Raw genomic sequence first — 23,260 nt, 5'->3', positions numbered from 1 at the left:
AATATTAGCTTATTTAATTTAAACTAAAGTAAAAAAACCTTGAAAGGCAATCAGCCACTCAAGGTTTTTAATACGCTTAATTTAACTCATATACTTTCATAAAGTTAAAAAATTACCATCTATCATCTACAGTAATTGTATATTGTGCCACACCGATAAACTTCAAATCACTATTTTTAAATTTACCTTTTGTTTTTTGAGCATCATATTCCAAATTGTAAATTAGAATAGCAGCATTAAATTCTTCACTATATCTTATAGTATCAAACTGTTCTAAAAATTGATCGGAGTAAGAAAATCCATCTAATAAATCCTTCACACTGTTTGTCGATTTACTAATCCATTTCTTTTCAATTAAATCGCGATCATAATAATCTAAGTTAAAGTCTTTTTCGAAAGTTGAAGAAATACTGTCTCCATCTTCTGTATACTCAATATTTGTATAATTCATTAACTCTTCCTCATTCTCAAAATTCCCAATCCATATTGATACATGGTCATTCATAATTTTACTACCTCCTTAATTCAATTGGTAATCCCATCTTTCCGCTTTCCAATCTATCTTCTGCCCAATTATTTAATCTTTTTACAAAGGTTTCATAATCTTTTGATGTATCTATAATTCTTAGAATTTGATTATGAGCTACTGTAGAACCTTCGCCACCATGAACACCAGGTGGATTAACAAATTTTACATCTTTTGTTAAAGTTCTCATTTCTTTTATATCATTCATTGATATTCCCCACTCTTTAAACTTTGGAGTTCTTGCCACCAAATGCCACTCATGATATCCTCCCGGTCTTCGAATTCTATCTTCAATCCTTTTTCTTAACTTAGGGTTCTCCCACATTTTATTAAACTCTTTTGAAGATAACTCGTCAAACCATTTATTGAACTCTCCATTCCTAATAGAAGGAATATTTATTTTCCCTATAGCTTCACCCGTACCCTTAACAACCTTACTCTCCATATACTGATAAGCCTCTTTCAGAGAATACTGTCCTCCTCCTGAGACATTTCCTACTCCAGCCATGGCGAAGCCTTTTCCCTCGCCTGGGATCCATTTGTACTCCATTAATGTTTTTACTGCGTGCTGGATCTTTTCATTCCCTTGCAAGAAGGTTGTTTTTACGGTTGTGGCACCTTTGTTCCATAGGCTTCCGATTTTGTCGGCAAATCCTTTTGCTGTGGAGGCTACAAAGTTTACACCCTCTTTTACTTTGTGGCTGGTTGTTTTTATACCATCGACAGCTGCTTTTCCAGCTTTTCCAGCTACCATTGTTACGCCTTCGCCTAGTTTTTTTCCTGCTTTTACAATCGTCTTCCCAAAGCTAGAAGCGACATACTTTATTCCTTTTCCAGCAAGACTTGCCACTTTTCCAACAGGAACAAAGTTTAGGAGCGTCCATCCTGCGGCGATGAGTCTTTCTTTTGATGATAATTCTTTTCCTGTAATAGGGTCTTTACCGGTAACTGCACGAATTGCATCATTTACTCCGATGAATTCAGCTGCTCCTTCTATTCCCTTTTCCCACCATGATTTTTCATGTTTCTTTTCTTTTTTATGGGCTTCTTTCAATTTTTCATTTTGTTTCTTTTGATATTCTTCATCAGCTTGACGAAACTTTTGAGCGATACGCCGTAATTCTTTTTCTGTAACTTGTAAGTTACGTATGTAAGATTCCATGAGTCTCATTGATCTCATATATTCCCCATAAAAATGTTGACTCGTTGCTCCTTGCCATTGCATTTGAATACTAAACATAGATTGATTGAGATTTTGTTGTATGGTCTGGCTGTGTGTTTGCATCTCTGATATGTTTTTGGCAATTTGTTCGAGTTGTTCAGGTTTGACCTTAATCTCCAAACCTTCTCCCACCTTCCTCTATTTTATACCAAAAATGAATAGAATTGCATCAAATTTTACTTATCCCCTTTAGAAAAAACATCAAAAATACTATTATCACAAATCGCTTCAATTTCTTCCTTTACAAATAATTTTTGAAATTTTGTTCCTGGGTTTAATATTACATTTGCCTCTAAATCTATCGTCTTTAATAATTCAACTGCATTCATAGAGACATACGGACATTCTTCTGGAATAACCATTTCTAAATGTTTCAAATCAGAATACAGTGGTAACATTAATCCTTCTTCCATTTCAAAATAATGAATTTGCAATTGTGTATTTTCAGTTGAAATCAAATTTCCTTCTTCATCTACAGTTGTATCGCCCTCTACCGAAGCAACAACGTACAAATTTGATTTCTGTAATATCTCATAAAAACGAACTCTTTTTTCTTCATTCTGTAAAGCCTCCACTAACGCCTCATCTAATGGACAAATTTCTAGTAAACTCATTGAACTTCACTCCTTATGCGAAATAATTTCGCCATCTTACTCAAAGTAAGATGGCGAATATTAAATCTAATTATTTTTTAACGTTCATAGATTTAATTGTTTCTACATTCTTTTTTGCTTGTTTCGTTATTTCTCCATTAATAGCATTTGCATATTTATCACGAGTTAAAAATTCAAAACATTTATATGCATTATTCGTATCAGTTGCGGACATATAACCTGCACCTTTATTCAACATTTTTAGAGCTACCGTATTCATCCATTCTTTAGCATCTGCTTCTGGATATCCTAATTCCATAGAACGATAAGTTAATTCAATTGCTGAAGCTAAATCTTCAATTGTATCTTTATTTCCACTTACCTTTGCAGCTTCAAATGTACTCAAATACTCAATTGTCACTTTTACTTCATCTTTAATTCCTAGCTCTTCAATTCCTGGTGTTTTATATAAAATTTGATAGTTGTTTAAAGCATCCTTATTCTCTAACTGTTTTGCTTCTTTAATTACAAGACCAGCTACATTAGAAAATCCTGTTTTGTCAACAACACCTCGGGAAGCTGCTTGACCATAATAATGTAAAGCATTATAAAGGCTCGTTTGACCTTTTTTATTTGCTTCATCACCTGCTAACTGAATAAGTTGAATTCCCTCCATTTTTTTGGATGCATTATCAATCATATTCATACCACTAATTTGGCCAATCGTTTTATCAATATCTTTTAACTGTGCAAGTAATGTGTATGATGGTAATAAGTTTTTACTTACTTCACTTTGCCATCCTGTCGTTCCATTTATTTTATTCCATTCATTTTCTGTATCTATCCATAATTTATTCGCATAATTAACCATTTCTTCTCTTGAGCGTTCCAATGGGTGCTTTGTACGAATTGCATTTGCAATATTTAATACCGCTGTATAATATTCTCCCTTATTTGCAGCATCGTTTGCTTTTCTTTCAAACATTAGCGGCATTAATAATTTATGAGATTCATCTTGAACAGATTTTTCTACTCTTGCCGTATTTGCTAATAAATTCGCTTTATTTATAGCATCTTCGACTTTGAAATTAGAATCTTTAATTTGTCCACGAAGTCCCTCTACAGCCGCACTAAATTGCTGTTCTAATTTTTCTTTTTGTTCTCCTGTTGCACCGTCAATATACTGATTTGCTAATAGTAAAGCATTTTCATATTGTGGATTCGCTGGATTTAAATATACATCAATTTGAGCAATTGCTTCTTCAGCCGGATCAGATTTCACTTTTTCTTTTTGATTACTTGAATCTACATTATTTGTTTTATTGTTATTTGTGGCACCTTCAGTTATTGATTCTTTTAGATTTTTCTCACTTGATGTAGCTGTTTCCTCATTTTCACTTACATTTTCTTCTTTAACTACTTTTCCTTCATTACTGCTAGGAACTTCTTTCACTGCTTTTCCTTCATTACTGCTAGTCTTTTCTTTTACAGGGCTTGCTTTTTCTTTTGTCTCAGTTGCAGACATCACTACTGATGTTTGGATATTAAGGTTCTGTAATTCTTCTTGTAATAGCTTGTTGAAAATATCTTCTACATCTTGATTCGCTTTTTCTACTAATGTAGGATCTACGCTTTCAAATACTGATGTAACTAAATAAAACTTACTTAATGCTTGTTCTAAAGATGCTACATCCCCTGTATTTGACCACTCTCTTTTTTCTTTTGTTGCTGTTTGATAAACTTTTTCTGCTACAGATTTAATATAATCCTTCTTATTTTCACTTAAATATCTTTGTAGCTCTTCTTGAGTGGTAACCGATTCATTTAGTACATTCATTTGATTACGTAAATAGAATAGTGCTCTCTCATTTGAATATTCACCACTTGTAAGAATTTGTTCTACATTATCTAATGCTAGCTTATGTTCAGCTATTGATTTTGATTTTGATGGTGTATTCAATTGGCTAACGAGCGTCCAGTCTTCTTTTTTGCTATAGTAGTTCGTTAAATTATTTAATGCATTTTCATCCAGTTCTTTTTGACTCGTATAAAAATCATTAAAGAAAACAGATGAGTAGTATTTTCCATTGCCAGCGTACCACTCAACTAAAATATCTCCCGTTTTTGGTGATACTGTAATTGTTGGGTGTGTTGGTTCTGGATCTGGTTTTGGTTCTGGTTCTGGATCTGGTTTTGGTTTTGGATCTGGTTTTGGTTCTGGATCTGGTTTTGGTTTTGGATCTGGTTTTGGTTCTGGATCTGGTTTTGGTTCTGGATCTGGTTTTGGTTCTGGTTTTGGTTTTGGTTCTGGATCTGGTTTTGGTTCTGGATTTGGTTTTGGTTCTGGTTCCGGTTTTGGTTCTGGGTCTAGTTTTGGTTTTTCTGTTTCAGTTCCTCCTGTTCCAGTATTAGTTTTTGGCGGTTCTACAGTGGATGTAGGTAATTGAGCATTATCATTATTTTTATTTGGCTCCGCCACAGGTCCCCCCATATTAGATGGCAAATCTAACTTTTGTGGAGTTGGTGCATCCGATAATTTGATTTGTGGATCTTTCTTTTCCACCGATACTTCATCTGGTTTATACGTCACTGGTGTAATTGGTGATTTATTATTCCCAATTAAGTCTGCTAAATTAATAGTTGGTTTTTCGCCGGGTTTTTCATCTTTTTTTGCAGGATCAGCGACTAAATTCGGGAACATAGACTGTAAATCGCCCCCTGTAATACGATCATCTTTTTTCTCTTCTGTATTACTTGCTAGTTTTACTTGTTCTTTTCCTGCTGTCTTAAAGCCTTTGTCATACACAAGATATCCTGATGTTCCTAGTAATGCTACCGACATTACTGATATAGCGACTTTTTTCCCTAAGTTATTATTGTTTTCCTCCATGTCCTTTTCCCCTTTTCCTATCTTTATTGAATCCAACCGTTTGTTTTCATTTCTGTTAGTTTTTCTTGCGCAGCTCTTACTTCAGATTCATTTTCATTTGCTTGCACTGTTTTTCTTAAGAAGCGACTTGCTTCCTCATATTTTTTCTGTTTAATTTTAAACATCCCGAATGCAAAATTCACATGCGGATTTTCATCGTTTTGTGAGTATGCTTCTGTGAAAAGCTTCTCTGCTTCATTTCCTTGTCCCACTTTATCGTATAAAATCCCTATATTTACAAGCGTATTTATATCGCGTGTTCCACTGCCGACAACTCTATTGTAAGCTTCTAACGCTTGTTGGTATGCAGCCGTACTCTTTGCGCCATCTCGCGTTTCATAAAATTGGCCCGCTTCGTAATACACAATTCCTAGTTGATTTAACAACTCAATATTTTTCATATCTTTTTGAATTGCAACTTGTAAGATGTGAGATGCTTGTTGATAATTCATTTCTTTCTTCGCACTATCAATTAGGTTTGTTTTATTCCAAAGCACATATAAATTTGAAAGTTCAATTGTATATATGGCATTCTTTGAATCTTGCATAATAGCTTCTTTAAAGAAAGATTCTGCTTTGTCTAACTGTACAGTTGCGGTTGATAGTTGACCTTTTAAATACGAAACAATTGCTTTATCTTCATTTGTTTTCGTACTCATTTTGACAATAACATCTTCTGCCTTTTCAAATTCCTTCATTTTCATATGACTTACAGCTAAATCTCGCATTGCATCTTTTTTGTATGGTTCAATTCCTTTTGCATTATTCGCTAGCGCTTGTTCAAAATTTTGCACTGCTTCTTGATATTTCCCAATGCGGAAATTCGCTGAAGCTAATAAATAAGCAGCTTCATTATTTTCTTTATCTATTTCTCTATCTTTTATTAGTTTTGTAATATAATCGATTGCAATTTTATTTTTTCCTTCAGCAACGTAAATCGTTGCTAATTGGAGATAAGCCTCGTCTTTACCCTTCACAGCAATTGCCTGTCCAACAGCTTCTTCAGCTTTTGTATATTTTTTATCATCATAAGCTTGTCGTGCTTGTTCCATAAACTTTTGATATTTAGCATTTGTTGTGTAGAAATAAAACAACGTCGAACCACCTATTACAACAACTGCAGTTGAACCAATAATCAAAATCCGTTTTTTATTCTTTTTCCACCATTTAGAAAAAGGTGACGGTTCACTTTGTTCATGCGCTACTGTAAGTGGTTGATTGGATGCTTTTGCATTTAAAATCTCATCATCTATATCATATTCCACTTGTTTTTTTGTTTGTTTTCGGCTCTGTAGAATGCTATTTGGCACTGTAATTGTAGCTGCTACTTCTTGCTGCGACTCTGTTCCTTGCTCTTCTTCTATCTCTTTAATAATGCTTTCAATTTCCTGTTTTAACGCCTGATCAATGTTTGGAAATTGTACGATTCGTGAATAGACGAAACAAGCAAATGCTGCATTGTTTTCTCGTTCCAATTCAGTAGCTAATTCCAAATAATGTTGTAGGACCATTTTATTATTTATTTCAGGCTCTTGACTCTCCATAGTTTGAATGATATATGCGAGTTCTTTTTGCAGAGCTGTTGATGAATTGAGTGAATTGAAAATTATTTTATATTCATATAATGCCGCTTGTTTAAATCCTCTCTCTTCTAATAATCTTGCAATTTCCAAACATTTTGATACAAAAAGAGAGTGTTCTTCTGCTGACTGCCTTTCCGCATCAATTTTTATTATTTCTCTCGCGCTATTAAATACATCGTACCACTGTGCAAAGCTTGGGCATTCTGCGAAAGAATTACTACTCCATGCCTGCTTAAATAATTTTGCAATTTCCCTGTTCCATTGATTATGTAATACTTGCTGAAGTAACGTATATCTTTCACATTCTGTCTGCATTTCTTCCGTTTTAAAGTAACTTGCATCCGTCCATTTTTTATTTCGAACTTCTTCACTACACCAACTTAATATTTCTCCTAATAAAATAGCACCAGCAAATCGATCGGCTTCTTTTTGCCATACTCCACTTGTCAAATACTTTGGTGCATAACCCGCTGAACCTGCTGGCAATAATGAAGGTCTTTTCGTTTTTGGGCCATACATTTGCTCAACATCAACAAGTTCGATATTGTGTTGGTCTTCAATTGCATTTTCACTTAAAAAAGGTACAAGTACGTTGCTAGACGATAAATCATTATGAGCAACTTCATTTTCTTCCATCATTTTAAGTGTTGTAAGAAATGCTTCTGCAATAAAGAAACATTGTTCTTTTGATAACATTCGTTGTTCTTGTAAAATATCAGCCCAAGTTGGACCTTCAATCCAAGGCATTACAATACTATTAGCAAGATCTTCTGATTTTTTGATAGCAGATGTATGTTCTTCTTTAGTAACGATATAGCGTGAACATACTTTCAGACCTGCTAAGGAAGAAAGTGGTTTCAGAAATGCTAGTTGATGTTTTTCCTCACGATAGCGTTCCTTAAAAACTTTTAATGCAATTCGTTCTACACCATTTTCCTGTTGTAATTGATAAACGGTTCCTTGCCTTCCCTCTTGGCCATAGGGCATTTCAATACCAATTACAGCTGGGTGTTTCTCAAAACGATAAACATCTTTATTAAGATTAATTTTTTCTCCTACTTCTGGTCGGAATCCCATTTTATCCCCTTACTCTCGTATAACAATTTTTCAAAAAAAGACCAGGAACAATAGCTCCTGGTCTTTTGCAATTGTTCTATTCTTAGTATGCGTTATCTGTGTTACGGAATTTATCAGCGATACGTTTTAAATCTGTTGAAATACCTTCTAAAATTGGAATGTATTGTTGCATTGCTTGTTTAGATTGGATAAATTCTCCACGGAACTTCGCTTGTGTTGCCCCAGCCCATTGTCCTTCTAAACTATTAATATCGCCTTCAAGTCTATTAATTTGACTTTGTGCTTCTCCTGCTGCGTTTTTAAAGTTTCCTGCGATTCTTTCAAGTTCTTCTGGTGTGATTTTAATTTCTGCCATTGTAATAATTTCCCCTTTCAAATCATAAATGATACAACAATTAGATTATAAACTATATTCATACAATTTTTAAAGAGCTAAATTACAAAAAAATTCTATTTTCTAGTAATTTAACCCTATTTTAATATTATTTCACTTTTAATTCAGCCCATTTCACACTAATTTTATCTATCATCGTGCGAAGTAAATGTAATGGTGTATATGCACATTTTATTTTTATTGGCTTTCTACGTATACAATATCCATCCCCACTTAATAATTCTTGATCCATTTCAGTATGTGGAAGTTTCATATTAAAGAAATACACATCGTTATTTTGTGTCGTTCCCAATAAATAACCAATACTTCTCTTTCTAATTTCCGCAAACCATTTTTCATGAGAATAGCTATTTAAACTAGACGTTGTAGCCGCTGTCATAAAGTGAATCCCTTTATTTTTACAGTTTTGGACTATTAGTTCCATTTTATTTTTCGCCTCATAATCAGTAGATAATACAGTTAACATTTGATCAATATCATCAATTGCAATGATTATTCTCTTATATGGAAACTCTACTGTTACGTTTGGATCTATAGAAGGCATTATTGGTTCTCTATTATTTATTAGCTCTAACAATTCATCTAACATTTCTTTTAATTGCATACCCTCTGTAACTTTCTTCTTCACATGAGGTAAATCTCCAAGAGCTAATAAGCCTGTAGGTCTTTCACCAAGGTCTACTAAGTATAGCTCAACCTTTTCAGGAGAGTATTGGTATGTAGTAGTGAATAGAAGTGTTTGTAATAACGATGTTTTTCCACCTTCTATTCTTCCCCCAATAAATATATGACTCATTTCATCTAAAGAAAAGCTTTGTAAGCGAATATCCTCTGTTTCTATACCTGCTGAAATTTGGGCTGTTTCTAATTTTTCAACCATATGCTCTACAAATATTTCTTTAGGTACCATTGGAATAGCTTTTGCTTTTTCACCATCCCATTCTCCATTCATTTTTTGAATAATTGTTTTTAATTGTTGAGAGTACTCAAGTTCACTTTCCCCAATAAACGGCAATGCTGCTTGGAATAGTTCCGGCGGTTGCCCTTTCATTAATCCACGGCCAACAGGAACTTCAATTAATGGGAATTTAGGTCTGCCTACTAAGTTATGGTATTCTGTTCCATCTTGCAATTCAAATGTAAGTGCCATCGGTATATTATTACGAACACGATCGAACATATCAATTGTTTGATTCAGAGAGAAATAGAAATAAACTCCGTATGTACTTGATTCACGCAATAATAATTCTAATACTTCATTTTCTTTCTCGAATTCATTTTTGAATCTTATATAACCATCTACCATTACTACTATAGCTGGTATTTTCTTTTCCACCATTCGGTTATACATAGAGAATGACTTTGCACCGATATTAGAAAAACTCTCTTTTCTATGCGTGATTTCCTTCTTTAAAAATCCAAATAGACGTTTCATTTTCTCATTTTCGCCTTCTTGTATAATCCCGCCTATATGAGGTAAGTCTCTAAAATCTAAGAACATTCGACCAAAATCAATAACATAGAAATTCACTTCTTCTGGTGTGTGCGATACAGCTAAGGACATAATAATTGTTTGCAACATCGTCGTTTTCCCTGTACCTGGCATACCATAAATATTTAAATGCCCTTCTTGTAAATCTAACTTCAGAGGAAATTGTGCTTGATTTGCAACATCATCAATTAATCCTACTGTTACTTGTAAATATTCTTTCGGTTTATTCCACTCAGCAATTGTCCAATTTTCCATAGCATAAAATTCTTTTAACAATAATTTTTCCGGTAATGGATCCAGCCAAGGTCCTGGTAGTGCTTTAATATTTTCTTTTTCTGATACGCTCTGTACATATTGAATAAAAGCTTGTAATTGCTTTGGACTATTTGTCATTGGTTTTGGACGCTTTTTCACTTTTATTCTTTCACCGGAAAGCTTCACTTCTGTAAAGTCAACAATATCAAGAACTTTCTCTTCATCTGGATTATAAGGTGCTCCGCTCCATGCAGATTGGAATAATTCCAATACTTCATTGCTACCAACTTGAAGATATCCTCGCCCTGGTACATTGATTTTAGATGCATCTGGAATCTTTAACATTTCACGACTATCCGCGTCATCTTGTACACGTAAACAAATTCGAAAACGTGAGTTACTCCAAATCTTGTCATTTACAACCCCTGAAGGTTTTTGAGTTGCTAATAATAAGTGAACTCCTAATGTCCTTCCTATTGCAGCGACACTAATTAGCTCGTCCATAAATTCTGGTTGTTCCTTTTTCATTTGAGCAAACTCATCAATAACAATAAATAAATGTGGTAAAGGTTCTTTTTCACGCCAGCTTGTTTCATAATATTCATCTAGATGCTGAACATTTCCAGCTTGAATGAATAATTTTTGTCTCCGTTCTAGTTCTGCCTTTAATGAAATTCTGGCACGCTCAATTAAGTTCGGGTCCTCTAAGTTCGTAATAGATGCAATAATATGCGGTAATCCCGCAAATGTGTTTGACATCCCACCACCTTTATAATCGATAAGCATAAATGCCATCTCATGAGGGTGATAGGTTGCTGCTAACGCTGCTATTATAGACTGAATTACTTCACTTTTTCCTGATCCTGTTGTGCCAGCCATTAGGCCGTGTGGACCATGCCCTTTTTTCTCTATTTTATCGTGAATATTTAGAAAAACAGGTTTACTTCCTTCTCTTACACCAATTGGAACCGGTAATGAAGTCGGATATCGATTTTCTTTCCATCTCTCTAGCACTTGTAGCTCTTCCATATTTTTAACTTGAAACAAGTCTAAAAATGTTAATACTTTCGGAATGTTGGCTGCTGTAGAACTTTTCATTCGAATTGGAGCAATGCTTCGCGCTCCTAGTTCACATCGCTCGAATGAAAGTCGATCTACTTTAAAACTAGCACGCGTTGTTCCACTATTTTCAGCTGAACTTGAAAACGTTTCTACTAACTCACCATTTTCTCCATTTAAGCTTATTACAAGATCACATTCCATCGGTAAGCGTTCCTTTTGTTCCGCAAAAATAAATGTAGAAGCTCCTACACTTTCACCTTCTCTAAGTAACATTGGAGTTAAAGGATCATCTTCTAAAAACTCTCTCGCTGATAAGAAAAATACATACATCGGAATTAAAGGAACTTTTGCATCTGCTTGCGCAGAGGAATTATAGATTCTACGCATATTAAGTGGGGTAAATAGTACTTCAGCTAATTTCTGTGCATCTTGTTGATTTTCAGATAAAAAGCGCATACTTCTCTGTTCATCCCATACATGAGGAAGCCACCTCATCCAATCCCACTGCATTTTCTCCTTCTCATGATAAAATGCTGCTATTTTCACTTCATTTGGTGCATGATGCGTCATAATTTGTGTCGTTACAATTCGAATAAAGTTTAGTCTATCTTCTTTATTTCCGACTACACCAATTACATCATTTTTTTTCAAAGAAATTGAAATATGTCCATTCGGTATCGTATTGAAATCTCTTTTCACATTTTGTGCTTCTGTAACTAATGGATTTTCTTCGTAACCTTTCTGTTCAGGCACCTTCAATTCTACAAGGAATGGTCTTTCTCCTGTACCAATACGAATATCTAAAAAGTCTGGACTTTCAGGTGTTCTCTCCCACAAATTACTTTCCCTGTTTTCAATTCTTTGTACACTTTTTAATGGGCTTGGATTTTGTGTAATTAAATATTTTGCTTGTTCAACCTTTAACGTATCTAATTCCACTCGATGCTTTTGAATTTGCTCTAAATATCTTGTTTGTAATTGTTCAACCATTTGACGATGTTCTTTCTTTTTACGGAAATGCCCCATCGTTGTAATTATATATGATCCCAACATCGGAATACTTGAAACCATCATTAATGGCATATAACTTGAATTCATCTTCATAAATTTCATCATTACAAAATATAATACCAATGTTAAAACTGTCATCATTGCAGGCAGTAACATTGTTTCAATTGAAAACTTCGGCTCCTCCGGTATATTCGGTGGATCATGAATAATAACATCCCCTGTTGGTATCTCTACTTTCACACGCGGAGAGCGTTGAAAATACGGTGATTTTTGCACAAAACATTTCTCCTTCCCCATCCAAAAACTATTACTCAATGATTTTCCATACATAATCTTCTTCACTAGAAGACATATCTTGTTTAACAGGTTCATTATAAACTTCTTCTGCTGGCATCATTTCAAAAGAAGGGATAATTGCTCCTTTTTTATGTAGCATTACATATTGTCCATCCCACACATCATTATCGCGCAACGTTTCATCATTTCGAATAGAATGCCACTCTTCTTTATCTTTTGCCACTCTAATTTCATAGATCCCGCTCAATGCTTCATCTATTTTTTCATGATGTAAAATCGCTTCAATAATTTGTACCACTTTTACGTCATTTGGAATTGCAATATCAATTTCTTCATTTGACTGTTTTATGTATGTCACAATAATCTCTTCCACGTTAATTCACCTTTTTTCCATCGTGTTTATTACCAAGAAACATCTAAAAATGAAATATCATCGCTTGTCGGAGAGTTCTGTGCCCTCTCAATTTCTTTTAACACTTCCTCAAAGTTATACTGCTTAAGCGGCACAAGTCCGTCTGAGTGAATAACTATCCGATTCGCTTCTTGCCTAGATAGTGCCTTTGAAAAAACCGCCAATTCCCCACCAATAATACCTCGCTGTGTAGACCATCTTTTCTCTATATTTCTCTTAAACTTCATTACATTCGAACAATTCTCCTTATCTTGAAACAATTGCACAAATGAATCGCCATGTGTAACTATCGTTATTTGTACTTTATCTTCATTTGGAATGAGTTCTATTTTCCCACCAATAAACATCGTTTCACTACCTTGTTTTCGCTTTTCCTCCAAGACATCGCGAAGTAACCACGGTGTTTTTTCTGGCAACCGAAATGCACTCACTTCCTCTGAAGCTTCTTCTATCCAATTATTTAACTGTTCATTTAATAATGTAGCAATATCCAGTTCACTTTCTTGACATGTTTCAAACAAGTTTACTAACTTCATACCAAGAAATTCCGCAGCAATTTCACCATGAAAAGACAGCCCTACACCGTCACATAACGCAAATATGAAACTAGTTCCATTATCTTGAAATGCTAGGAAGTCCTGTCCACACTCATTTAAATCCTGCGTTTCCTTTGCTCTTACATAGCTATATCGATAAGAAAAATGATTGGTTTTCTTATCTTGCAATACCGTTTCTTTCTTTTGCGATAGGATATATTTCACCATACTTCCCCCTCCTATCGAACCGGCGTTGCAGCCGACATTTGAAATCCAAGTGATACTAAATCCGCATTTGTCCCAGGAAACATCATCACCGCACCATCTGCAATATGAAATCCATGTTCTGTCATCATCTCACGATAGCTTTGAGGGATAGGCGATGAAAGTCTTTGCAACTTTGCACCATATTCATCTGTAATCTCTGTATTTGGCATAATGCCTTCCCACTTCTTTATATTAGTAATGTGTTCTTGCATGATTTCATCTGAAATAAAAATATTTTCAATTAGTACATTTCCATCAGGTACAGACATATTCATAATTCTTCGCACAATTAATTCTGGATCTTCACCAGTAGAAGCACCATCTGTCATATGACAAACAACAGGAGCTGGCCCGTCTTGTAAATTTGGTAATTCCTTTTGCAATAACTTCTCTACTACAGAGAAAGCTTTTGCTGTATCAGTTAAACGATGCGTTTGTATTTTTTCTAGAGGGCGAAGTCTTGCTACCTCGTCTATTGTTTTCACCCCACCCAATAAATCAAAAACATGATCGCTATAGGCTAAAATAGATAACTTATATCTCGGGAGCAAGCGACTACCTTTTGTTGAACGAAATACCATTTGGCGAATCGCTAAAGAAAGAGCATCCGTTACAATATCAATTCTTCTTTTTTCTTCTCCGCCTGCATCCATCATTTGGTTCATTGATGCGCTTACATCAAGAAGATAAATTATATAAGCTGGTGTTTGTTGTGTTGCTTGAGTTTGATATAACATGTTTCATACCCTTCCATACATTATTATATGAACTTTTTTTATATTCATATTTCATTATAACTTATGAATTTTCTTTTTCTCAATTCATTATAAAATGTTCTTAATATAATTTACATATTTTCACACAAAAAAACTATTATTCCTTTTAACATATGTTGAAATACATAAACCCCTTCTGTAATATAGAAGGGGTTTAAAATTATGGTATAAGACGAGTACAATCTCTCGGAAAAGCACTCGCTTCTCGTACATTTGTTAATTCTAATAGTTTATATACAACTCTCTCTAACCCAATTCCAAAACCACCGTGCGGAGGACAACCGTATCGAAATGTATTTAAATACGATTGAAATTTATCGGGATGTAATCCTTTTTCGTTAAACGAAGCGAGTAACATTTCATAATTATGAATTCGTTGTGCTCCTGATGTTATTTCTAATCCTTTATATAGTAAGTCGAACGAATCAGTTATAGCTGGATTCTCTTTATTCGGCATCGTATACATCGGTCTCGCTTCTTTCGGATAATGTGTAATGAAAACAAACTCACTCTTATATGTTTCCCTCACATATTTCCCTAGTAACTTCTCACCTTCTGTATCTAAATCCCCAATTGGCGATTCTTTCCGATACTTACTTTTCAAAATTTCTTGCGCTTCTAACAATGTGATTTTCGGTATTTCTGTAATGACAGGTACTTCTATTTGTAATAGTTGTAGTTCTTTCTCACAGTTTTTTGCTACTTGTTGAAACATATATCGTAATACATCCGTTTCTAATTGCATCACTTCATGAAAATCATTTATAAAGCCAATCTCTACGTCTAACGATATATATTCATTTAAATGACGGGAAGAATTGTGATGTTCCGCTCTATATACAGGTGCAATTTCAAAAACACGTTCTAATCCTCCCGCTACCATCATTTGCTTGTAAAACTGTGGTGATTGAGCTAAATACGCTTCTTTTTGGAAGTATGGAAGCTTAAAAACATTTGCTCCTCCTTCTGCCCCTTGCGAAACAATTTTTGGAGTAAATATACGTGTGAAATCGTTCTCTATAAGGAATTCACTAAAGCTCTGGACGAGCGTAGATTTCACTTTAAATATAGCAGCGGTTCGCTCATGTCTTAATGATAATACCCGTTCATTCAGTAGTTGATCTAAGCCAACTTGTAACTTCTTTTTATTTATTTCAAATGGAAGTGGTTCTGCACCGTTTATTACTTTCACTTCATGCGCAAGTAATTCAACACCCAATTCTGTTTTCGTTGTTTCGACTATCTCGCCGATTACATGGACGACACTTTCTACATCAACTTTATATCCAGCTAATTCATTTTCTAATACACATTGAATTACCCCTGTTCTGTCCCGTAATAATAAAAAACTAACATTTCCAAGATGACGAATCTTTTTTACCCACCCTTGAAGTAATACAACTTTTCCGCCTTGCTTTGTACATTCTTTTGTGAGTGAACGCTTCATTATTGACTCCATTATTTTTCCCTCCGGTAATTTTATAGTTATTTACGATATTGTTGTTGTCATCGTCATCATCCACGGTCACTCACCTCCCTTAAAAGAATACAAAAATCCGCCCCTATAAATAGGGACGGATTTTTCCGCGGTACCACCCAAATTGTCATAATGACCATCTTAGTCCTGATAACGGTAGGTACCGTTTGCTTTTACTAATTATCACGTTCAAAGCAACACTCACAGGTGTCTTTCCATCATGCGGTATCGCAATCTTCTCAGCAACCGATTGCTCTCTGTAGACCTTTGCATCATGTACTTTTCCTAATCATCACTTTTTATATTTACAGAGTATTCTATCTCTTCACACTATAAAATGCAAGCACTTTTAAATATATTTTAATTTTTCACATCCAGTTTTGTACAATTTCCTCTAAAGCCATTCCACGTGAACCTTTCAGTAAAACAACATCCTTTTTCGTTATTACTTTTAATACTTCCTCTGCTATCTCGGCTTTATTATCAAATGATTGTACTTTTCCTGCATGATAGTTCTTTCTTGCTTCTTCCGCTACAATTTCGGCTAACTCTCCATACGTAAATACATATTGAATACTCTCTTCATTTAACATTTTACCAATTTCTCTATGATATGTTTCACCGTTCTTCCCTAACTCCAACATATCCCCAATCACTATCATTTTTTTCTTATAGGCATTTAACTTCTGTAACGTTTCAATTGCAGCCTTCATGGAGGAAGGACTGGCGTTCCATGCATCGTTAATAATTGTAAAACCTGTTTTAGCGGTTAAAAACTGAAAGCGCATTTGTGTAATATTTATTTGTTGCAATGCTTCTTGTATTTTTTCTATAGGGACTTTGTAAAATTGACCTACAGCGATTCCGACAATCGTATTAAAAATATTATGTTTTCCATGTAAGGGAACATCGTACTGTATTTTTGTATGATTTAATTTAAAATGAACACCATATTCATCTAATTGTACGTTCGTTGGAAACAAATCATTTGTATACTTTCCACCAAATGACTTACTTTCTATACCTAGCGTATTAATATGTTGAGAAAGTAATGGCTCATCACCATTATATAAGAACAGTCCACCGTCATGTAATCCGTCTACAATTTCAAATTTAGCCTTCGCAATCTCTTCTCTTGATCCAAGCGTCTCTAGATGTGACTGTCCAATCATTGTAATAATCGCTACATCTGGCTGTGCGATTCGTGATAAATTTCGAATTTGTCCTTTTTCACTCATTCCCATTTCAAGTATTAAGAACTCAGTATTTCGTTCCATTTCTAAAATTGTTAACGGCAAACCGATTTGACTATTAAAATTACCTTTTGTTTTATGCACTCTATAAGTTGAACTTAAAATGCTTCCTATTATATCTTTTACCGTAGTCTTGCCATTACTACCTGTAATTCCTATTACTTTTACATTTATCTCTCTTCGATAAAATTGTGCCAATTGTTGCAAAGCAAACAAAGTGTCATCCACAAATATAATTGGAATCCCTTTTGGCGGAGTACCGTAAGACTTTTTCCATAAGGAAGCGACAGCTCCATTATCCATTGCTTCTTTCACATACTCATGCCCATCTTTCACCCTAATGATTGGAACAAATAAATTTCCTTCTTTCATGTTTTTGGAATCTATACAGACACCATGTATTTCTAAATGATGAAATGATTCGTATAACCCTTCTCCATCTATTACTTCTTCAAGTTTTTTCAAATTCATTTGAATCAAAGTATCACCTTTTTCCATTAAATTACATATTTACTGTTTTATTTACACATATTAATAAAAATTTTATAGCGAGGTGTGTATATGCAAAAAGTGATTAGTTTCTTTCTCCTATTGTTTTGCCTAATTGTAGTAAACGAAACGTACGCCTATTCACCAAAATCTTTACCTATCTCTCAAAACTCTGATCAATGGCAAGTGAATATTGCTGAACCGAAAAAAGTAAACAAAAAAAAGCTTCAAGCTAAAAAAGATGAATTCCAAACTTATCAATTTTCAGTAAAAAATGTTGGAAACAGTGAAGTATATAACGTACAAGTCGAAGTATTCCGCAACGAACCAAAAACAAAAACGAAATATGAACTCTTTTCTCTAAAGGAAAGTCGTTTAGCAAGTGGAAAAACTGGATTTGAACATGCTAATTTTCCAGTTGCTACAAAAGCGGATGAAGTTGATGTAATGATTACTTGGCAAGAACACCCTTTCCGATCGATGCGAAATGGTCAAAAAGTTGAATCTAGAAAATTTAAAGAGCATTTTGTTTTTAAAGATGAAAAAAAATAAATGGAATGCGAATAAATTCACATTATCATCTATATAGCTTACTTTACTAGTACCAGTTCTAAAGCAAATTAAAAAGTCGTGGCTTATACATGCCACGACTTTTTATATTAATTCGTACTAATTCCTCTCGCTGCCCAAATACGATCGATATCCGCAGCATGTTGTCCGCCATATAAAAGAGCATCCGCTTGCTTAATCGCTTTCGCTCCATCACTGAATTTAGAGTTTGGTGTTAACGACCAGTGCGATTGTAAAATAATTTTCGTTGCAACATCACGACCAAATGCTTGCGCCATCTCATATTGTCCTTGAGCCCAAATTTCTCCATCATCATGTACTTCATTCGTAATATCTTTCGGATACACTTTATTATTATCTAATCGGCGTAAGCACGTCGGATCTGAACTAGAATAAGCAGTCGCATCCCATTCTCCAACACATGCTTTTCCGTAGCCTGTTGTCGATACTGCATCTTCATACGTAGCACCTAAGAAATCACCAAACCCTTCTCCCATCGCTCCACCTTCTGCAGAACTACCGAAGCCAGGAACTTGGTTATCTTGAATTGAATGTCCATATTCATGTGCGATAATACCTGCATCTTCTGCATCATCTACTCCACCAGTACCAAAGGTTAAAGCTTTCGTTGTCGGAGAATAAAACGAGTTGTCCGCCGTCGTTCCATTTACATTCACTTTAATAGAGCGATTATTAATATTTTTAAAACCTAGACTTTGAATGTAACGTTGTAAAGTATCGATATGATAATACGACATCACATCTTCAAAGCTATCATTTGCACGTGTATAGTTAAATTGTAAGTTTGTAGATTTCGTTTTTGCTTTTGAGGAAATCGTTACATACTCTCCAATTAAAAATCCTGTCCCATCTAAACCTTTTAACGTAACAGTCTTTAATTGGTTCGTTAATGCTGTTGAATCTGCATCATTGTTATCTTTTAAACCTACTTTACTACCGCTAGATACGACTGGGTTAGGTAAAAATACTTTTCCTGATCCTTCTGCTTTACGGTTTATATCAACCTTTTTAATTAACTTTCCATTTTCTGCATCAACAAATGTTTCCCATGCACCAAATGGATTATTAGAATGGACTACAACTTTATATACTGGACGAGCAATTCCTTCTTCAACAATATATCCAAATTCTTTCTCTGTAGGAGCCCATAAGTTTTGTTCACTTACTTCTCCAACATACGCCATTGATTTTTGTATTGCATCTTTTTCACTAATTTTTGTAGTAGCTTCCTTCACACCTTTAACAGATTGATAATCAGAAACAGCAAGTACTCCCTTTCCCTCTCCGTTAAGAGTAACTGTAATTTGTTTTGAAAATACAGGCGCACCATTCACAATTTGTTGGAACCTAACATATGAAGCTACTGACGTTTCTGTTGTAGAAATATATTGTAAGTCTGAAAGGTCTGCTTTTAATCCATACTGCGCAGCATTTTCTTTTAAATATTCTGTTGCTTTTTTCTGCGGCGAATAAGCTTCTAGCTTTACTTGCTGTTGTTTTTCCAATGCCGAAACTGTAGAAATTGTCCCCATTACTAACGGCACAGTCATTGCCATTGCCACCATTTTTTTATTAAACATAGAACCACTCCCCCTAATAAAGTAGCTCAACCTTATCCCATTACCACTAGGCAATCATTCCCCATAAAATGGGGGGAATAAAAATTGAATCTACGAGTAATTCTCTATGAACAATTCTATTACCTTTCCATTTAGGGGGAGTGAAATTTTCTCAATATTTATGTGTAAAGCGAAAACAATACTGTAGAAATAAATTTTAACAGCATTTTAATTAGCGTGTTATGGAGAAAGAATTTTTCTAGAGGTCCTATCGAATGTATTATGCAGAAAATAGCCGGATAAATTTCCATCATACAAAAAGGAAGTTGGAATCATTCCAACTTCCTTTTCTTTAATTAACTGAGCTTAATTTAATGCGGACTTTTGTCTCACCTAAAGAAATTTCATCGTCTTTATTCGTTAAGTGACCAAATGTAAATTGTTTAACGAGTAAGTTTTCTTCCAACAACTCTTTATGATTCGTTAACGTTTGCTGTAGTTCTTCCTCTGTATCAAGAATTACATCTACTCGTAAATTAACAGGTAAATTCAACTGCTTACGATATTCTTGAACGGCGCGAATGAATTCACGTGCTACCCCTTCTTGTAGCAATTCTTCCGTTACATTCGTATCTAACATTACTGTATATTGTCCGTTAGTTGTATTAGAGAATCCAGATTTCGCAACTTTCTCTACTAATACATCTTCAGTCGTTACAACTATTTCTTCTCCTGATGCTACTTCGTAAACTGCTCTTTCTGTAGAGACAAAGTTTTGTACCTCGTCTTGTGATAATTGTTTTAGCCAGCCATTTACTGCATTCACATTTTTACCGAACTTCGGCCCAGCCGTTTTAAAATTCAGCTTTAATTGATAAGATGTGTATTTCGTTTCATCGAGTTCAACATGGAACGCCTTCACATTTAACTCATCCATAACGATATCACGGTAAGATTCCCAATCCATATCATTTTCATTATGCTCAAGTAATACAAGTTCCGCTAACGGCTGTTTTACTTTTAAAGAATGTTGATTACGATTACTTCTTCCAAGTTCAACAACTTGTAAAACTGCATCCATTTCCGCTTCTAATTTCGGCTGAAGTAGTGATTCATTTACAACTGGATAATCCTCTAAATGAACGCTACTTCCAGTTAAATTCAAATGAATATCTTCAGCGACAAACGGTGTAAATGGTGCAATTAGTTTACTAATTGTTACAAGCACTTCATGAAGTGTCTCATACGCAGCTGCTTTTTCAGCATTCATACCAGATTCCCAGAAACGATTACGTGATCGTCTTACGTACCAGTTACTTACTTCATCTACAAGCGTCGCGATTTCACGAGCTGCATTCGTAAATTGATAATCATCAAGTGCAGTTCTCACTTTTTTCGTTGTGCTATGCAATCTTGATAATACCCATTCATCCAATTTCGTCCGCTTTACGTCATACGTTTCGTTCGGATTATACTCATCTAAATTTGCATATAAAACGTAGAAGCTATACACATTGACTAATGTATCTACAAATTTAGATTTTGCTTCTAATACTGTTCTTTCAGAAAAACGCTTCGCATTCCACGGAGCACTGTCAACGAGTAAAGCCCATCTTAAAGCATCAGCACCAAACTTCTCTACTAAATCAACTGGATCTAGTGCATTCCCTTTACTTTTAGACATTTTCTGTCCTTCCTCGTCTAGAACATGCCCTAGTGATAGCACTCGTTTATACGGTACTTTTCCAGTATATAGTGCTGATACAGCTAATAAACTATAAAACCAGCCGCGTGTTTGATCAATTCCTTCTGCAATTACATCTGCTGGAAACTGTTCTTCAAATAACTCTTTATTTTCAAACGGATAATGATATTGCGCAAATGGCATCGAACCACTATCAAACCAAACATCAATTACTTCTGGTGTGCGATTCATTGTACTTCCGCATTTTTCGCAGCAAACTTGCACTTCATCTACATACGGCTTATGCAATTCTAAGTCTTCAGGTGTCTCTTTCATACTATGCTTTCTTAAATCAGCAATGCTTTTCGGTGCGAATTGATGATCGCAACTTTCACATTCCCATACGTTTAATGGTGTTCCCCAATATCTATTTCGGCTAATATTCCAGTCCACCATGTTTTCTAAAAACTTACCAAATCGTCCATGTTTCATATGATCTGGATACCAAGTAACAGTATCGTTGTTTTGTAAAAATGTATCTTTAATTGCAGTCGTTCGGATTAACCAACTTTCACCTGCATAATAAAGAAGTGGTGAATCACAGCGCCAACAATGTGGGTAACTATGCTCATACTTTTCTTTATGATAAAGTAAATCTTCCTTCGCTAAATAACGAACGATATCTACGTCACAATCTTTTACAAATTTACCTTTCAAAAATGGTACTGCTTCTGTATATTCACCTTTCTCATCTACAACATGTAAGAATGACAACCCTTCACTTTGAACGACTCTATAATCGTCCTCTCCATATGCTGGAGCAATATGAACGAGTCCTGTACCACTATCTGCCGTTACAAAATCTGCTCCGATAACGCGGTACCCATTTGTAACTTCTTTCATCGGAAACGGTGCTGTATAAGAAGTATTTAATAATTCTTCTCCTTTATGAACAGATAATACTTCATAGTTTTCTTTTAATACATCTCGTACACGTTCTTTCGCAACAATGTATACATGACCTTCTTGTTTCGCTTTCACGTATTCCATATTTGGATGTACAGCGAGTGCAACATTTGCTGGAAGTGTCCAAGGTGTTGTCGTCCAACCTAGGAAGTATTCATTGTCACTATCTTTCACTTTAAACTTAACTGTTGCACTTAAATCTTTTACTGTTTTATACCCTTGGGCAACCTCATGTGAACTTAGTGAAGTTTGACAACTTGGGCAATATGGTGAAACTCTATGCCCTTTATACAATAATCCTTTTTCATGAATCGTCCCTAAAATATGCCATACACTTTCGATATATGGATTCTCTAACGTAACGTATGGATCATCCATATCTACCCAATAACCGATACTTTCAGTGAATTCACGCCACTGCTTCTCATATGTGAATACACTCTCTTTACACTTCTTAATAAATGGTTCAATTCCATACTCTTCGATTTCATGTTTACCAGAAATACCAAGTTGTTTCTCAACACCTAATTCTACAGGTAAACCGTGTGTATCCCATCCCGCTTTTCTTAATACTTTATAACCAGACATCGTTTTATATCTTGCTACTACATCTTTAATTGTTCGTCCAAGTGCATGACCTACATGTGGTAGTCCGTTCGCCGTTGGTGGTCCTTCATAAAACACAAAAGATTGTGCGCCTTCTCGATTCTGAATTGATTGTTCGAAAATGCTCTGCTCGTTCCACTGTTTACGAATACGTGTTTCTCTCCCTACAGCTGACTCTTTTACATCTACTTTCTTCATCTACA

The 23,260-nt window shown here is 34.8% G+C and carries 15 protein-coding genes and 1 other annotated feature; of the genes, 1 reads left to right on the top strand and 14 read right to left on the bottom strand.

Translation table 11 applies throughout. The features are described from left to right. Positions 1-112 precede the first annotated feature (112 nt). From ACTFR9_RS03745 to ACTFR9_RS03690, 12 genes are all read right to left on the bottom strand, one after another. Positions 113-505: an immunity 22 family protein gene (locus ACTFR9_RS03745; protein WP_000997785.1), complete on the bottom strand. Its 393-nt coding sequence runs from the start codon at positions 503-505 to the stop codon at positions 113-115. A 7-nt stretch (positions 506-512) separates the two neighbouring features. Next, positions 513-1,868, bottom strand: coding sequence for a WXG100 family type VII secretion target (locus ACTFR9_RS03740; RefSeq protein WP_229136360.1), 1,356 nt, complete (start codon positions 1,866-1,868; stop codon positions 513-515). 56 nt (positions 1,869-1,924) lie between these two features. Continuing rightward, positions 1,925-2,362 carry an SseB family protein gene (locus tag ACTFR9_RS03735; RefSeq protein WP_000054422.1) on the bottom strand — a complete coding sequence of 146 codons (438 nt, stop codon included), beginning with the start codon at positions 2,360-2,362 and terminating at the stop codon, positions 1,925-1,927. 70 nt (positions 2,363-2,432) lie between these two features. After that, on the bottom strand, positions 2,433-5,231 hold the full coding sequence (locus ACTFR9_RS03730; RefSeq protein WP_440048955.1) for a hypothetical protein: 2,799 nt from the start codon (positions 5,229-5,231) through the stop codon (positions 2,433-2,435). A 23-nt stretch (positions 5,232-5,254) separates the two neighbouring features. Next, positions 5,255-7,930, bottom strand: a complete 2,676-nt coding sequence (locus ACTFR9_RS03725; RefSeq protein ID WP_000506914.1) for a tetratricopeptide repeat protein — start codon at positions 7,928-7,930, stop codon at positions 5,255-5,257. A gap of 82 nt (positions 7,931-8,012) precedes the next feature. Then, positions 8,013-8,285: a WXG100 family type VII secretion target gene (locus ACTFR9_RS03720; protein ID WP_000807831.1), complete on the bottom strand. Its 273-nt coding sequence runs from the start codon at positions 8,283-8,285 to the stop codon at positions 8,013-8,015. A 127-nt stretch (positions 8,286-8,412) separates the two neighbouring features. Then, on the bottom strand, positions 8,413-12,420 hold the full coding sequence (essC, locus tag ACTFR9_RS03715) for a type VII secretion protein EssC (protein ID WP_001172773.1): 4,008 nt from the start codon (positions 12,418-12,420) through the stop codon (positions 8,413-8,415). A gap of 31 nt (positions 12,421-12,451) precedes the next feature. Further along, the gene (locus ACTFR9_RS03710) at positions 12,452-12,814 is read right to left on the bottom strand and encodes an EsaB/YukD family protein (protein WP_000391141.1); all 363 of its coding nucleotides are present in this window, start codon (positions 12,812-12,814) and stop codon (positions 12,452-12,454) included. A 29-nt stretch (positions 12,815-12,843) separates the two neighbouring features. Further along, a complete protein-coding gene (locus ACTFR9_RS03705) occupies positions 12,844-13,617 on the bottom strand; it encodes a protein phosphatase 2C domain-containing protein (protein WP_000241758.1) in 774 nt (257 codons plus the stop codon). A gap of 11 nt (positions 13,618-13,628) precedes the next feature. After that, positions 13,629-14,393 (bottom strand): vWA domain-containing protein, encoded by a 765-nt coding sequence (locus ACTFR9_RS03700; RefSeq protein WP_000966842.1) that lies wholly within the window; start codon positions 14,391-14,393, stop codon positions 13,629-13,631. Between the two features lie 199 nt (positions 14,394-14,592). Continuing rightward, positions 14,593-15,891, bottom strand: coding sequence for an aspartate--tRNA(Asn) ligase (aspS, locus tag ACTFR9_RS03695; RefSeq protein WP_000443907.1), 1,299 nt, complete (start codon positions 15,889-15,891; stop codon positions 14,593-14,595). A gap of 108 nt (positions 15,892-15,999) precedes the next feature. Continuing rightward, positions 16,000-16,211, bottom strand: a binding site (T-box leader). A gap of 66 nt (positions 16,212-16,277) precedes the next feature. Beyond that, positions 16,278-17,660: a UDP-N-acetylmuramoyl-tripeptide--D-alanyl-D-alanine ligase gene (locus tag ACTFR9_RS03690; RefSeq protein ID WP_002170266.1), complete on the bottom strand. Its 1,383-nt coding sequence runs from the start codon at positions 17,658-17,660 to the stop codon at positions 16,278-16,280. 63 nt (positions 17,661-17,723) lie between these two features. On the opposite strand from ACTFR9_RS03690, the gene ACTFR9_RS03685 reads away from it, so the two are divergent. After that, positions 17,724-18,203, top strand: coding sequence for a hypothetical protein (locus ACTFR9_RS03685; protein WP_001174424.1), 480 nt, complete (start codon positions 17,724-17,726; stop codon positions 18,201-18,203). 107 nt (positions 18,204-18,310) lie between these two features. Here the strand turns inward: ACTFR9_RS03685 and ACTFR9_RS03680 are convergent, their stop codons facing one another. Next, complete coding sequence (locus tag ACTFR9_RS03680) at positions 18,311-19,822, bottom strand: M36 family metallopeptidase (RefSeq protein WP_229136362.1); 1,512 nt, start codon at positions 19,820-19,822, stop codon at positions 18,311-18,313. A 331-nt stretch (positions 19,823-20,153) separates the two neighbouring features. Continuing rightward, positions 20,154-23,255, bottom strand: a complete 3,102-nt coding sequence (gene ileS, locus ACTFR9_RS03675; RefSeq protein ID WP_000754927.1) for an isoleucine--tRNA ligase — start codon at positions 23,253-23,255, stop codon at positions 20,154-20,156. Positions 23,256-23,260: the final 5 nt, after the last annotated feature.

It is taken from the genome of Bacillus cereus group sp. MYBK222-1 (assembly GCF_051916425.1).
Lineage (GTDB): Bacteria > Bacillota > Bacilli > Bacillales > Bacillaceae_G > Bacillus_A > Bacillus_A paranthracis.
The sequence above is the reverse complement of the archived record's forward strand: the minus strand, read 5'-3'. Positions and strand labels throughout refer to the sequence as shown.

Coding starts and splice junctions, on each gene's coding strand:
- ileS (WP_000754927.1), bottom strand. CDS start 23,255: ATGAAGAAAGTAGATGTAAAAGAGTCAGCTGTAGGGAGAGAAACACGT.
- ACTFR9_RS03720 (WP_000807831.1), bottom strand. CDS start 8,285: ATGGCAGAAATTAAAATCACACCAGAAGAACTTGAAAGAATCGCAGGA.
- ACTFR9_RS03745 (WP_000997785.1), bottom strand. CDS start 505: ATGAATGACCATGTATCAATATGGATTGGGAATTTTGAGAATGAGGAA.
- ACTFR9_RS03705 (WP_000241758.1), bottom strand. CDS start 13,617: ATGGTGAAATATATCCTATCGCAAAAGAAAGAAACGGTATTGCAAGAT.
- ACTFR9_RS03700 (WP_000966842.1), bottom strand. CDS start 14,393: ATGTTATATCAAACTCAAGCAACACAACAAACACCAGCTTATATAATT.
- ACTFR9_RS03725 (WP_000506914.1), bottom strand. CDS start 7,930: ATGGGATTCCGACCAGAAGTAGGAGAAAAAATTAATCTTAATAAAGAT.
- ACTFR9_RS03690 (WP_002170266.1), bottom strand. CDS start 17,660: ATGGAAAAAGGTGATACTTTGATTCAAATGAATTTGAAAAAACTTGAA.
- aspS (WP_000443907.1), bottom strand. CDS start 15,891: ATGGAGTCAATAATGAAGCGTTCACTCACAAAAGAATGTACAAAGCAA.
- ACTFR9_RS03685 (WP_001174424.1), top strand. CDS start 17,724: ATGCAAAAAGTGATTAGTTTCTTTCTCCTATTGTTTTGCCTAATTGTA.
- ACTFR9_RS03730 (WP_440048955.1), bottom strand. CDS start 5,231: ATGGAGGAAAACAATAATAACTTAGGGAAAAAAGTCGCTATATCAGTA.
- ACTFR9_RS03680 (WP_229136362.1), bottom strand. CDS start 19,822: ATGTTTAATAAAAAAATGGTGGCAATGGCAATGACTGTGCCGTTAGTA.
- ACTFR9_RS03735 (WP_000054422.1), bottom strand. CDS start 2,362: ATGAGTTTACTAGAAATTTGTCCATTAGATGAGGCGTTAGTGGAGGCT.